A 14,204-nucleotide genomic window follows, 5' to 3' on the forward strand; every position below is an offset into this window, starting at 1 on the left:
GCCTATGGTTGGGCGGTTTGGTTAGGAATAAATTAAGAATATATAGTATAGCGGAAACGTCTTGTTTTACTGTTTGCTTTTAAGCAGGTCCCTTATTTCCATTAGCAGCTTTTCTTCTGTGCTTGGAGCAGGTGGCGCAGCCGGTGCAGCGGCTTCTTTTTTCTTAGTCCTTTCATACATTTTAAGCACCATAAAAATACAGAAACCTATTATAATAAAGTTAAGCACTATTTGTAAAAAATTCCCATAGTTTATTGATACAGCATTTACAGCAGCTATGGTTTCCCCATTAACTACCCTTTCAGGCTGTGCCTCTTTAATAACAATTTTCAGTTCTGTAAAATCAACGCCATTTAACACCATTCCAATAGGTGGCATTAAAATGTCGTCGGTAAAAGATTTTACAATATTGCCAAAAGCTGTTGCCACAATTACGGCCGTAGCCAGGTTAACGATATCGCCTTTCATTAAAAAGGCTTTAAAATCTTTTAAAAATCCCATAAGCAGTTAAATTATTGGTTAGGTTTTTTGTTTTTGATAAAAGCTAATTTACAAAAAATGGTTTACTCTTTGTAGAAAACCCTCTTAACACGTTGCGAAATTCCCGTTAAAATTTCATAAGGAATAGTGCCAAGTGCCTCGGCTATTTCAACCACCGTGGGCTTTTTACCAAAAATGACAGCTTCATCACCTTCAGCACACGAAATGTTAGTAACATCTACCATCATCATATCCATACATATACTTCCTGTTATTGTGGCTTTTTTTCCGTTTATGATTACATACCCTTTGCCATTACCCCATAATCGTGATATACCATCGGCATAACCAACGGGTAATGTTGCAATGCGTGTTTTTTGGGTAGCTATAAACCTTCGGCTGTAACCTACGCTTTCACCTTCGTTAATTTCCTTAACCTGTAGTATTATGGTTTTAAGCGTGCCTACGTTTTCAAGCTGCGTTGTTTCCTCCCGGTCATTACCCACACCATATAATCCTATGCCCAGCCTAACCATATCATATTGTGCCTGAGGATAATTATATATACCTGATGTGTTTAGGATATGGCGCAGGGGCTTTATTTGAAGCTGCTCCATTATTGTAAGCGACCACTTATCAAACTTTTCAATCTGGTTAAGGGTAAATTCTCTGAACTGTGGCACATCACTTGAAGAAAGGTGCGAAAAAATGCTTTTTACAGATATAAAGTTATTATTCCTTAAGCAGTCGATAAGGGCTTCTATCTGGTTTTCTTCAAACCCAAGCCGATGCATGCCTGTATCAAGCTTTATGTGGACGGGATATTCCGAAAGGTTTTTTTGCTGCGCGAGGGTAATAAAAGCCTTAAGCTCCCCAACTGAATAAATTTCAGGCTCAAGATTGTAGGCTACCATTGCGCTAAAGGCGCTCCGCTCAGGGTTCATTACAATTATAGGGGTTGTAATACCGGCATTGCGCAGTGCAATACCTTCATCTGCAAATGCAACACCCAGATAATCTACTTTATGGTGTGAAAGCACTTTTGCAATTTCATAACTGCCGCTGCCATAACCAAAAGCTTTCACCATAACCATTATTTTAGTTTCGGGTTTTAAACGCGAGCGGTAAAAATTAAAGTTATGTATTACAGCATTTAGGTTTATTTCCAGTACGGTTTCATGCGTTTTTTCTTCCAGCAGTACAACAATTTCCTCAAAACGGAAACTTCTTGCCCCTTTTACCAGTATGGTTTCTTCTTCAAAAGATTTATCAGTAAGATGTGCTAAAAAATCCTGCGTTGAGGTGTAGCCGGTAAATCCGGGAAAATCTGAAAGCTGTTTGCTTATGGTTTCCCCAATGCCTATTATTTTGCTTATATTATGTGCATTAAGCAATGTACCCACTTTTTCATATAACTCCTTAACAGCAAAGCCGCTTTGGAATACATCTGAAAGGATAACGGTTTTTTTCTGATGGTTTTTTTGCTGTTCTAAAAAGTCAAGTGCTATTTTAAGCGACTGGTAGTCGGAATTATAACTATCATCAATAATAGTACAGTTGTTTATACCCGACTTTACCTGTAGCCGCAGTTCCAAAGGATACAGCGTTGCTATTCGGTTTGCTATTATTTCGGCACTATAGCCAAGGTACAGCATAACCATCAGGCAGTTGACCGAGTTTTCTATTGAGGCATCGTCGGTAAAAGGGATGGCTGCTTTAAAACTTGTGCCGTTATTATGGCTTATGTTAAATGTATTATCTGCCCCGGCAGATAATACTACATCGGCAGTTTTATCGGTAAAGCTCCAGGTAAAGGTTTTTATTTTGGTATCAAGCAGTTTTTCTATCCGGCTGTTTTTTTGCAGGATAAGAATCTCTACGTTCTTAAATAATTTCAGTTTTTCGGTTATTTTTTCATCTGTCCCGGTAAACCCTTCATCGTGTGCTGAACCAATGTTGGTAAGCACGCCTATGTTGGGCTGTATTACAGCTTCCAGTTTTTCCATTTCCCCTGTAGTAGAAATGCCGGCTTCAAAAATACCAAGGTTATGCCTTTCATTTATCCCTATAACAGATAAGGGAACGCCTATTTGTGAGTTATAGCTTTTAGGGCTTCGTATAATGTTGTAATCAGGGCTTAATAAATAATTAAGCCACTCCTTTACAATAGTTTTACCGTTACTGCCTGTAATGGCAATTACAGGAATAGAGAATAAATTTCTGTACCAGGCTGCAAACTGCTGAAGTGCTTTTAAGGTGTCTTCAACAATATAAAAGTTAGCCTTGCCTTTTGTGCCTGAAGGTATATGGGTAACTACAAAATTTACTACCCCTTTATCTATAAGTTCGTTAATATAAACATGCCCATTCCTGTTTTGCCCCTGTAACGCAAAAAATAATGTGCTGTTGTTGTTTTGTAATGATCGGCTGTCTATAGATACATTATCTATTTCTCCATTTTGTGTATTCCCTTCAAAGCGGGAGCCAAGTGCAGGTATTATATCCTGTATAAGTAAGCCCAAAGTAAGTAAGTTATAAAGTAATCAATTGTAAAATTAGCTATAATTTACTTCATATAGAATCAGTAATTAATTTATGTGTAAGTATTTAAAAAATAAATAATTAAATTTGCCTCCCCAAAAATAAATAACAGATGCTATGGCTGCAATAATAGGATCTTTTTATCTCAGGCAACTGGAAAACGGCAATTTGCAGGGAGAGTTTACCAATAACAGGCTTTTTACGGTTTCTGTTGAAAATGACATAATAAAGGAAAAAGGCGATGCCCCTTTTATAGGCAGGTACCTTTCTGAATGGATTGAGAATGGTGATTTTTTTTCTGCGGAGCTAAAAATTGATAAAAGCAGGAATGCGGAGGAAAAATATAAGCTGGTATGGCGTGATTTTAATGGTAATGCTATTTATGAAGCGGAGGCTTTTATAGCCGAAGGGCTGCTTATAGGGCATTACGTTTCGCTGCCCTGATTTTCTTCCTGTTTATCATTACCGATTAAATTCCTGGTTTTACCCGGTTGTGCTTCCCGCATTGCTTTATAATAAGCAGCACGGCTCAGGGGCTCATACTCTTCGGTTTCACCCAGCAGTACAAGATTGTCATTGTTCGCCTTGCGGAAACTGTAATTGGCAAGGTTGCCGGTGCGGGTGCACACAGCGTGTACTTTTGTAACATATTCGGCAGTAGCCATAAGGGCAGGCATTGGGCCAAACGGGTTGCCTTTAAAGTCCATATCAAGCCCAGCCACAATAACGCGTACGCCGCTATTGGCAAGGTCATTGCATACCGCCACAATTTCATCATCAAAAAACTGGGCCTCGTCAATGCCGATAACATCACAGCCCTGTGCCAGTATGCGTATGTTGGCAGCAGCAGGAACAGGTGTGGAGCGTATCTGGTTGGCATCGTGCGAAATTACCATTTCCTCATGGTAGCGGGTATCAATGGCAGGCTTAAAAATTTCCACCTTCTGGCGGGCAAACTGTGCCCTTTTCAGCCTGCGGATAAGTTCTTCGGTTTTGCCCGAAAACATTGAGCCGCAGATTACCTCAATCCACCCGAATTGCTCTTTATGGTTAACTGTATTTTCGAGAAACATTTTGTATTTTTCTGGCAGTAAAACAGAAATGTTTTCTGTTACTTTGTATAAAAACAAATTTATTAAAAATCTATTGCGCCACTCTGTTTAATTGTAAAAGTTATGAAGAAAAAGTTAGAAGCCGAATTAATAAGCATTGCCCACAGGATATTAAAACTAAAGAACAGGGCCGAACTGGAACAGTTGCAGGAGGAAGCCCTGAAGCTGTATGAAAAACTGTCGGTGCTTAAATTTGTAGAGGATAATTTTAACGATGTAAAGCCCACAATAGGTTATGCTTCGGCTGAGGAAAAACTTGATGAGATTTATGGTGTAAAAACAGAAGGCGGGCAGGATGATGCCAACGATAATGAAGTTATTGTTGCTAAAGAGGAACAGGGGGATGAAAATGAAAACAATGATGAGGTAAAAGAACAGCCGGAAACGGAAAAAGAAACTGTTTCAGAACAAAAAGATGAAACAGTGGAGGACGAGGAAAATGAAGAGGCACAGGAGCCTGGGCAAAAGATAGAAACAGTAAAACCCGAAGAAGATATAAAAGAGGAGGAAAAAGCGGTAAAGGAAGTTTTTAAAAAGGAACAGGATACTTCTATAGAACAGGTGGAAAAAGCAGAAGATGCAGAGGTTAAAACAATTGAACCCGATAACAAAGCTGACGTTGAAGATTCTGGGCTGCATTTTGATTTTGCCTTTGAAAGGAAGCCTGCACCGGAGGAACCTGTAAAACAAAAGGAAATCAGTTTTGAGGATTTCCATGACTACAAAGAACCGGAATTTGTAAAAAAAGCCGATTTTAATGCTGTGCCTGCCGATGCGCCTGTTTTTGAGAAAAAAGAGGAAGCCGTTGCACAACCTGAAAAAACAGAGCCCAAAACCGAAGAACCTAAAAAAGAAGAGCAGACTGCAAAACGTTCATTAAATGATTCGCTGGGCAAAACCATAAATCTGGGGCTTAATGACCGTATAGCTTTTGAAAAGCACCTTTTTGGAGGTAGTGGTGAAGATTTAAACAGGGTGCTTTCGCAACTGAATACCTTTGATAATTTTGATGATGCACGCAACTTTATTGAAGACCTTGTAAAGCCTGACTATAATAACTGGCAGGGCAAGGAAGAATATTCGGAACGTTTTATGGGGCTGGTTGAGAAAAAATTTGATTAATGGGTAAACTTTATATAGTACCTACGCCTATAGGCAACCTTGAGGATATGACTTTCCGCGCTATTAAAGTGCTGAAGGAAGCCGACCTTATACTGGCGGAGGATACCCGCACCAGTGGCAAACTCATGAAGCATTTTGAAATTGCCACCCATATGCAGAGCCACCACATGCACAACGAGCATAAAACCGTTGAAAATATAATAAAGAGATTACAGGCAGGCGAAACCATTGCGCTGATAAGCGATGCGGGTACACCTGCCATAAGCGACCCGGGTTTTTTACTAACCCGTGCCTGTTTGGAAAATGATATTGCTGTAGAGTGCCTGCCGGGTGCTACGGCTTTTGTGCCCGCTCTTGTAAACAGCGGACTGCCGAATGACCGCTTTTTGTTTGAAGGTTTTTTACCCGAAAAAAAAGGCAGGCAAACCCGGTTTTTAGCACTTGCCGAGGAAACCCGTACTATGGTGTTTTATGTTTCGCCACACAAGCTGGTAAAAACATTGGGCGAGTTTGTGCAGTATTTTGGCGAAGGCCGCCCTGTATCGGTATCGCGCGAATTGAGCAAGCTGCATGAAGAAACCGTTCGTGGTACAGCCCAGGAAGTACTGGCACATTTTGAAGCCCACCCGCCCAAAGGGGAGATTGTTGCTGTTGTGGGAGGGAAATTGGAGGACAAGAAAACAAAGAATTGACAAATTTAATTTCTTACATATTTTCTAAATGATCTTATCATTTCAAAAACTCCAATTCCAATTAATATTCTGGCAATAAGGTCAACAAAAGCACTCCAATTTCCTAATTCTATTTTAGAATCTTTCATAAAATCTATTCTGTGCAAGGGATTGATGAATTCCCAGAAATAAGGTAATAGCTCATGTAAAAAATAATTTTTTCCATTCTCAGATATATCTATTTGTATATTATCTAACGATAATAAAAATAAACAATACAATGGAAAAGCAATAATAAATATAGTTATCAGCATAGCCCTAATCCAGTTACTTCCATGATTGCTATAAAATTGTGATACTAGAATTGCAGACAGTGATCCGATTTTATGTATAGATAATTTTTCTGCAGCTATTTTTTTATATAGGTTATTTTGAGCAGCTTTATAATATTCAATTCTGTCATGTAAGTTGTTTTGTCTAGTTGCAGAAGTATATAAATCGTTGTATAAATTTAATCCGTCGGAAAAAGTCCAAGGCTTTTGGTTTACAGGAAAAAATGTATTAACAAGCTTTATATTAGATAAATCACTTGATAAAATTAAAAGATCATAATTAGATAAATTTATACCTTTTAATTCCATACTTCCTAATGAACAATATTTAATAGCAAGATTTGGTTTATTGCCTGCATCTTTTGTAATGAAAATTTCTCTAAAAAAATGAGCAAATACATATTGTTTAATATTAATGGTAGTGGTTATATTATTATAAAATTGGAGGAAGGTTTTAATTTTAGAACTGTATTTAACTTGATCAACTATTTCATTTTTTATTTCTGTATCATGTGTATTTTGAATGATATAGTCGAGGCTGGGAAATTTTAGTCCTATAATATTTTCTGTTTGCAAGTCAGTTAAATAAAATTTTCCATCATTATTTATATTATCAAATAATATTTCGAAATTTCTGATATTTTTAAAGTTGATTCTCGAGTTAGAATTAAAATCACCCTTAATTTCTAATAGTTTTATTATAGATTCTTCAGCGGTTACATAAGCACCAATAAAACTGCTTAACTTAAAATATTCAATAAAAGTAAATGCTCCGTTAATTTTTAAATGAGTTTTTTCATTTAATGCATTATATGTGAAATTTTTATAAATTCCGCCTTTTATTAAAATATCACTTTTGACATTACATTTGTCAATCGAGATGCTTTCAGTTTGAACATTTAATATATTTATTCCTTCATTAAATTCACAATTAATGAATATTAAGCCTCTAACTGATCCATCATAAATTGTAAATTCATGTTGAAAACTACAGTTTTTAAACCATAGCATTTGCTTAAATTCTGCACCATTAATATCAATCTTTTTAAAGTTGCTTCTATCAATTACAACATTTTCTATATAACTTTCACCATATCCAAATTTTATATCATCTATATCAATTTTTTCAAATACTTTTAAAAGGCCATAATCTGCTATATGCTCTTTAGCAGCTTCACTGTATGGATTGCTTATTAATTTCTTAAATGTTTGTTCGTCTAAAATAGAATTTTCCATAGAAGCCTTTTTTGCAAATACTAAATTAAACTATTTTTGTTCTAAACATAACCATGCGCTGGACACTAAAACCACAACCCGAGATACATAAAATACAACACCTTGCCCAAGCCCTTAATGTAGATGATATTATTGCCACACTTTTAGTACAGCGCGGTATTGAAACATTTGAACAGGCTAAGCAGTTTTTTCGCCCGTCATTAAATGACCTGCACGACCCTTACCTCATGCAGGATATGGACAAGGCAGTGCAGCGCATTGAAACCGCTATTGCCAACGGCGAAAACATTTTGGTTTTTGGCGATTATGATGTAGATGGTACTACGGCTGTTTCGCTCATGTCGTCGTACTTAAAAACTATCTATCCTAATATTGATACTTACATACCCGACCGTTATGCTGAAGGCTACGGCGTTTCTTTTCAGGGAATTGACTATGCCGATGATAACGGCTGCTCGCTCATAATTGCGTTAGACTGTGGTATAAAATCGGTTGACAAAGTAGCCTATGCTAAAAACAAGGGTATCGACTTTATAATTTGCGACCACCATCGTCCCGGGGATACACTGCCGGATGCCGTTGCCATACTCGACTCTAAGCGTCCGGACTGCAATTATCCTTACAAAGAACTTTGCGGCTGCGGGGTAGGGTTTAAGCTGATACAGGCACTGGCAGCTAACAGGGGACAGGGAATAAGCAACCTTATTCCTTACCTTGACCTTGTGGCTACTGCTATAGCGGCCGATATTGTACCCATTACAGGTGAAAACCGAATATTGGCCAGTTTCGGGCTTAAAGTAATTAATGCAAATCCGAGGCCTGGCATTAAAGCACTTATCCAGAACCTAAAAAAAGATAAACTAAGCATAAGTGATGTTGTATTTGTGGTTGCGCCGCGTATTAATGCAGCCGGACGTATAAAGCATGGCAAGCACGCTGTTGCCCTGCTTACTGAATTTGATTTAAGCCAGGCAGAGGAATTTGCCACACAGATTGAGGGGCTTAATGCCGACAGGAAAGACCTTGACAAGCAAATTACAAAAGAAGCATTGCAACAGATTGAGCAAAACAGTGAGCAGAAAAAATTTACAACAGTTGTATATCATGAAAGCTGGCATAAGGGGGTTATAGGCATAGTGGCATCCCGCCTTATTGAAACCTATTACAGGCCCACGCTGGTTTTTACCAAAAGCGGCGATAAGCTGGCAGCTTCGGCACGTTCGGTAAAAGATTTTGATATTTATAATGCACTCGAAGCCTGCGCCGACCATTTGGAACAGTTTGGCGGTCATATGTATGCAGCAGGATTAACCCTGAAAGAAGAACAGTTTCAAGATTTTAAAAACAGGTTCGAAGCAGTAGTGTCACAGACTATTCATCCGGATTTGCTTACTCCCGAAATTACGATTGATGCTGAAATAAACCTAAATGATATAACCCCTAAATTTTTCAGGATATTAAAACAGTTTGAACCCTTTGGCCCCGGCAACATGACACCTGTTTTTTTAACCAGGCAGCTAAAAGATTCAGGGCATGGAAAGCCCATTGGTGCAGATGAAAGTCACTTGAGGCTGTTTATCCGCCAAGAGGATTCCGAAGGGTTTGGTGCCATAGGCTTTGGACTGGCAGCAAAAAAAGACCTGGCATGCAATGGCGGCTATTTTGATGCGGTATATTCGGTTGAGGAAAATATATGGAACGGGCAGTCATCGCTACAACTTCGTCTTAGGGACATACGATGTGAATAAAATTACAAAAACTCCGCTATTTAATTTAGAATGATTTTAAATAATAATGTATTTTTGTTTAAAAATCATTTCCATGAAGGAGATTCAACAAATTTACCATAACGATTTTGGAGTAGCATTTTACTGGATAAAAGATAACTGCGTGCTAACAGAAAGGATACAGGTTATTTTCCGGGAAACAGGGTTTTACCTTTCGGAATTTCAGTTACAGGAGTTTGTAGCTATTATGCAATCCACATGCAGTGATATTACCTGTTCGGGCTGCTGCCGTAAATTTCTCCTGAAAACACCAGTACAGGAAATTGATCTCGCAGTATCTGTAAACGAACTCCGACAAATAAAAGATTTAGTAGAAGGGGCATTATTTCACATAAGTCTGAACCATTACCTTAAAGATATATGTAAAAATTAGCCTGAAAAAAAGCCACCTACAAGGTGGCTTTGGTTATACAAAATATAACTGTATTGTTTTATATAGTTGCCATTTACCGTTTTGGTTTATGTAAATAAGTAATAACCCGCCATCTGTTTCGCTTTCAGTTTTAATAAGAGCATACTTTTTGTCCTCCCTTATTACTGGTAGTGAAACAGCCAATTTATTTCCTATGCCTATCCCTGTTTTTTCCTGATTATTAATATTTATACTTTCAGAATATTTTTGATTATCAAATAACAAGACGTTAATACCTGAAAAATCCCTGTTGCTCCATTGGTTTTTTTCGTAAATAGTAAAGCTATTTCCAAAAATTTCAGTTATCTCATCATTGGTTAACTTCTCTGCCATTACCAGCCATTGCTTTAAATCATTCACTTTTTCAAGAAACAGAATTTCTTTATTTAAAATTAGAGAGTCTTTAATCTGTAATTTCAGATAATCGGAATTGGGATGTCTTTTTTGGTAGTCAGCTAATGTTATATATAAAAGCTTTTCCGTATTATCCTCTGGTATTCTTTTTGAACCACATGAAAATAACAGGCTTAAAGTAATTATACTGCAAAATTTAATTATTTGGTTTAGTATTCGCATATTAGTTTTTCAAAAATTCATTTTATACTTTGCTGTTTATAAAAATCTATTTTGATGTCCAAATATTCTATTACTTTTTTAATTAGCTTAATAAGAAATATAAATAGTATTATAAAGGCTAATATCAATATGAAATATATAATAAGAGGAATTAATGTTACAAAATCTTCATATCTTAATAATTATATCTTTAAAATCAGAGTTGAATTGATTTCAGAAATTATTTTAAATGAATAGAATAAAGTTTACTTACTATCATGATGCCTTTCAGCATTTCCGAATATTCCAATACTTCTAATGGATAATACTTTTTGAGTATCTGTTTTTCTTTTACTATAGGGTGATACTGGCATAAAATCCTGTCAGTTACCCAAAGCTCTCTGTAAAAATTTAATTCTTCAGAAAAATCGGTCTGCTCTGTACATAAGTAAATAATCTTGAAACATTTAAAACCGCCGATAAGTCGCGTTTCATTCCTAAATTCCTTTATGTATTTAATCTTTATGTCAGAATAGGCATATGGTCTTTTAAGATAAAATGTGGTTGAATCTTTTTTTGCCAGCATTTCCGTTTGGCCTGATAACTTATTAATTACAGTGTAATCACCTATAATTTTATCATCCAAAGTTGTGAATTCAACAATTAAAGAATCGCGAAAAATGTGATGTTGTCGAACAGGATGGCCATCTTTGCTTATAATACTTTTTTTTGCATCTTCTTTTGTGATAGCAAGCCAAAGGCTATCTGTTTCGAGCCCGGATGCTCTCCTTTCGTCTATTGCTGAATGTTGCACTAACTGCAAAAAATTATCAATTGATTTTTGGAATACATCTTCATTAACCATTATTTCTTCTTTGTTAAAAACAATGTTTCCAACATTAGGCACAATAGGCTTGCTTTGTTGTGCTATACAAGCAGTCGTGAAAACGATTGATATTAATTTAATAATTAAATATTTCATTCTAAAAAATTAAGTTGATTACTTTAACTATGATTTACCATATATCTGTTCACGTGGCCCGCCTGGTGCCAGCCACTCGCTAAGTGATAATTCTATAGGCTGAAATTCAATACCTGTACAACCTGCATCTTCTATTTCTTTTTTTAGCTTCTCACTTACTATATATTTTACTCCTCCTTCTACATTAATTAGTGTAAAAAAATCTTCATTTGCACGCGGTAGTATTTTTACCTTTTTTATAAATAAATTACCTGTTTTTTTAGAGTTATATTCTTCCCTTTTTTTTATAAAAGAATCCATATTTGAGATTTTTTCTTCAATTAAATAAGTACCCCCTTCTGCTTTTCTTCTTCTAGAAAAAATTTCTGAATTATAATAATCGATAAGGTCTAATCTTATGTTATAGGCATTCATTACCCAATAATCAGGAATAATATCTGTTCTATGAATTATTGGCGACTGAAAAAATTGAATACCGGATTTGCAGTATTTTTCTATAATCTTTCTCAATTTACTACTTATTAAGAGTTTTCTGGTAAAGCCCATCCCTGTTACATCAATCAAATCAGTTAATTTTGATTTGGGAGAAAGAATAGCATTCGAAACTATAGGCTCAAAATCTATTTTTTCATTATGTACATGCTCTATAAAATGTGGTTCATTCCAAACATCACAATTATATTTTATTGATTTTGTCTGAGGATGATTTCCTAAAGTTCTAATATTAAGTGAATGGTTGATAAAGTAATAATTCATGATTTAAAAAACAAGATTATTAATATGAGTATTAGGATTGGTTAAAATTGCATGTCTTATATCTTGAATGATATCCATAACTTCATTATAAGCTTCCTCAGCAGTGGCGTTAGGTGAAATATCATTAAGTCTGGCTATAACCATATTGTCATAATTGCTATGGCTTCCCCTATGAACTGAGGTGTTTAAAGGAATGCCGTTTATAGCCTCATTCATGTGGAAAGCATTACTGGAGCCTGCTGCTTTTTGTATAGCAGGATGGTTACTTTTACCCCATGGGATAATATGGTGTGCCTGCCGCGAGTCTCCTTTTGCTAATTTTAAAATTTTTCTTAATTGGCTTCTGTTACCAAATGTATAAAGATTTTGTGCGTTTTTATGCCATATTAAAGTGGTTTTAACTGCAGGAGTTATCGCAATGGTTTTTTTTGCTAGTTTTACGGTTGTTGCTCCTATACCTGCCACAGGTATCATAGCGGTAAAACTTAGAGTAGCATTTAACCCATCTCCTTCAATAGTGTAAATTATTCCATTTGTTAAATCTGCAACTTCTCCTACTACCGGCACTAAACCCACAATATCCAAAGCAAGATGCACCATTTCTTTAGAGGCTTCCCAATAAATTTTAATATTAGACCAACCAGGGTTTTGGGTACGTAAAATAGCACACTGAATTTTAAAATAGGTAGCCCATATTGCATAATCGACTCCACCCCCTGTAGTTGCCAATTGGGTAGTCATATAAGGGCTTATTAAATCATAATAATTTTGGTTAAATTCAGTGTTTAGGTAGTTGTTATTTGATGCAACAAGCGTCATTTTAACAGCATTAATATCTGCCTCATCATTACTGTTTAAAACGTCAACCATTTCGTTCATTATCTCAACCCTCTCCTCAGTTAAGTCAGCATTTAAAAAATCAAGCATTTGCTGTGCTATGGCAATATTACCTTTATCCTGCATTGCAAAATCTACAAGTGAGGTAATATATTCTGCTTCACTATGCATAACGCAAAAGTCAAGTATGTTTTTAGCAAAAGCTATGCTGTCATCGGTATAATTATGCTGCCCGTTTTTGTTTGCATTTAAAAAGTTTATTAAGGCCTCCTTTACCGGTTTATAACTAAGGGCATCTTTCTGGTAGTCGTTAAGGAGCATATAAAAATTCTGGTAAGCAGTAAATACTATAGGTATAGGCTTTGTTATATAGCCTTTAACCGACTCAATATCCGCGGGATCCAGAGGAGGTATATTTATAGGCTGGGTAGTGCTGCCACCTCCACCGCCGCCGGTTTCACCGCCGCCCCCGCCGGGAAGGCCTTCATCTTCGGCAATTTCGATAAAAACGGTACGCGTTATTAAATAGAAGCCCGGAGGCTGCGAAGCATCACACTCATGCCACTTGTCCATATTGCCACTATGATGTTTATTTGCGCTGCAATTTACAATTACTAATTCGGTTATATTTACAAGTTGCCTTCTTGCTGCCAGTATACTTTCCGGGGTAAGTTCGGGCAAATCAGTCCATTGTACGGGGTTGCTTATCAGTGTTGGTGCACCATTCTGTATTAAAACTTCCTCTTCCGGGGTTAAGTCATAAGTATATAATGAAGCGCTGTAGCTCCCGTCATCCTGAATGCTTAATACTAAATTTCTCAGTTTATCATCTGCCATTTCAGTATCAATAACAGGGAAGGTTAAAGAGTGGTATGCTTTTCCGTTTTCAATCATTAAAATATTGTCGGTATCAATAATAAAACCGTAGTTCATGTTATATACATCCCTACGGGCAATAGTACCACTGTCATTATTATTATTATTATTTATCCTTTCTATTATAGCCAGTGCTTTAGGCATGGAACGGAGTTCATCAAAAGAAATCATTTTTTCCTTGATACCACTGTCGCCTTGCCCATGTTCGTGTAGTTGCGCATCATCCGAATGGCAGCCCGTAAATAGAATTACAAGGCATAATAAAAGAATTTTAATACTGTTTTTCATGGTTTGTAATTGGTTAAATTTTTTTCGAAAAATATCCAGATTATATAATTTTAAAATACCCATTAATGGGTATTTTGGGCGAATTTAAGTAACATAGAAAAAGCAGCAACAGGTAGTTTTACCTGATTATTCATTACAGGTAAAATTTACAAACAAAAAGCCACCTACAAGGTGGCTTTTTGTTTGTATTGGTTGGTTTGTTAATGTGAGGTGTTAT

At 36.4% G+C, this 14,204-nt stretch carries 13 protein-coding genes; 5 read left to right on the forward strand and 8 right to left on the reverse strand.

Features of this window, described 5'->3' with window-relative positions; translation table 11 throughout:
* Positions 1-66: 66 nt before the first annotated feature.
* Both mscL and GSF09_RS10590 read right to left on the reverse strand, forming a co-directional pair.
* Positions 67-501 (reverse strand): large-conductance mechanosensitive channel protein MscL, encoded by a 435-nt coding sequence (gene mscL, locus GSF09_RS10585; protein ID WP_159801163.1) that lies wholly within the window; start codon positions 499-501, stop codon positions 67-69.
* 62 nt (positions 502-563) lie between these two features.
* Complete coding sequence (locus tag GSF09_RS10590) at positions 564-3,002, reverse strand: bifunctional UDP-N-acetylmuramoyl-tripeptide:D-alanyl-D-alanine ligase/alanine racemase (protein ID WP_159801165.1); 2,439 nt, start codon at positions 3,000-3,002, stop codon at positions 564-566.
* Between the two features lie 136 nt (positions 3,003-3,138).
* Between GSF09_RS10590 and GSF09_RS10595 the strand changes: the two genes are divergently transcribed.
* Complete coding sequence (locus tag GSF09_RS10595) at positions 3,139-3,465, forward strand: hypothetical protein (RefSeq protein WP_159801167.1); 327 nt, start codon at positions 3,139-3,141, stop codon at positions 3,463-3,465.
* Here the strand turns inward: GSF09_RS10595 and GSF09_RS10600 are convergent.
* Positions 3,447-4,094 (reverse strand): thymidine kinase, encoded by a 648-nt coding sequence (locus GSF09_RS10600; RefSeq protein WP_159801169.1) that lies wholly within the window; start codon positions 4,092-4,094, stop codon positions 3,447-3,449. The genes GSF09_RS10595 and GSF09_RS10600 overlap by 19 nt on opposite strands.
* Before the next feature lie 102 nt (positions 4,095-4,196).
* Between GSF09_RS10600 and GSF09_RS10605 the strand changes: the two genes are divergently transcribed.
* Entirely contained in the window at positions 4,197-5,255 is a 1,059-nt protein-coding gene (locus GSF09_RS10605; protein WP_159801171.1) for a hypothetical protein, read from the forward strand.
* Positions 5,255-5,947 (forward strand): 16S rRNA (cytidine(1402)-2'-O)-methyltransferase, encoded by a 693-nt coding sequence (gene rsmI, locus GSF09_RS10610; protein ID WP_159801173.1) that lies wholly within the window; start codon positions 5,255-5,257, stop codon positions 5,945-5,947. The genes GSF09_RS10605 and rsmI overlap by 1 nt, the downstream gene beginning before the upstream one ends.
* Positions 5,948-5,952: 5 nt before the next feature.
* On the opposite strand, the gene GSF09_RS10615 is transcribed toward rsmI, so the two are convergent.
* Entirely contained in the window at positions 5,953-7,494 is a 1,542-nt protein-coding gene (locus tag GSF09_RS10615) for a hypothetical protein (RefSeq protein WP_159801175.1), read from the reverse strand.
* Positions 7,495-7,547: 53 nt separating this feature from the next.
* Here GSF09_RS10615 and recJ point away from each other — a divergent pair, with 53 nt between their 5' ends.
* Both recJ and GSF09_RS10625 read left to right on the forward strand, forming a co-directional pair.
* Positions 7,548-9,242 carry a single-stranded-DNA-specific exonuclease RecJ gene (recJ, locus tag GSF09_RS10620; protein WP_159801177.1) on the forward strand — a complete coding sequence of 565 codons (1,695 nt, stop codon included), beginning with the start codon at positions 7,548-7,550 and terminating at the stop codon, positions 9,240-9,242.
* A 73-nt stretch (positions 9,243-9,315) separates the two neighbouring features.
* Positions 9,316-9,654: a hypothetical protein gene (locus GSF09_RS10625; RefSeq protein ID WP_159801179.1), complete on the forward strand. Its 339-nt coding sequence runs from the start codon at positions 9,316-9,318 to the stop codon at positions 9,652-9,654.
* 33 nt (positions 9,655-9,687) lie between these two features.
* Here the strand turns inward: GSF09_RS10625 and GSF09_RS10630 are convergent, their stop codons facing one another.
* The 4 genes from GSF09_RS10630 to GSF09_RS10645 all read right to left on the reverse strand — a co-directional run bounded on the left by GSF09_RS10630 (position 9,688) and on the right by GSF09_RS10645 (position 13,987).
* Entirely contained in the window at positions 9,688-10,269 is a 582-nt protein-coding gene (locus GSF09_RS10630; RefSeq protein WP_159801181.1) for a hypothetical protein, read from the reverse strand.
* A gap of 220 nt (positions 10,270-10,489) precedes the next feature.
* The gene (locus tag GSF09_RS10635; RefSeq protein ID WP_159801183.1) at positions 10,490-11,230 is read right to left on the reverse strand and encodes a hypothetical protein; all 741 of its coding nucleotides are present in this window, start codon (positions 11,228-11,230) and stop codon (positions 10,490-10,492) included.
* A 27-nt stretch (positions 11,231-11,257) separates the two neighbouring features.
* Positions 11,258-11,986 carry an imm11 family protein gene (locus tag GSF09_RS10640; protein WP_159801185.1) on the reverse strand — a complete coding sequence of 243 codons (729 nt, stop codon included), beginning with the start codon at positions 11,984-11,986 and terminating at the stop codon, positions 11,258-11,260.
* 3 nt (positions 11,987-11,989) lie between these two features.
* Positions 11,990-13,987, reverse strand: coding sequence for an AHH domain-containing protein (locus GSF09_RS10645; RefSeq protein ID WP_159801187.1), 1,998 nt, complete (start codon positions 13,985-13,987; stop codon positions 11,990-11,992).
* Between the last annotated feature and the right edge of the window lie 217 nt (positions 13,988-14,204).

Source organism: Flavobacterium sp. MK4S-17 (genome assembly GCF_009848495.1).
Classification (GTDB): Bacteria; Bacteroidota; Bacteroidia; order Flavobacteriales; family Flavobacteriaceae; genus Flavobacterium.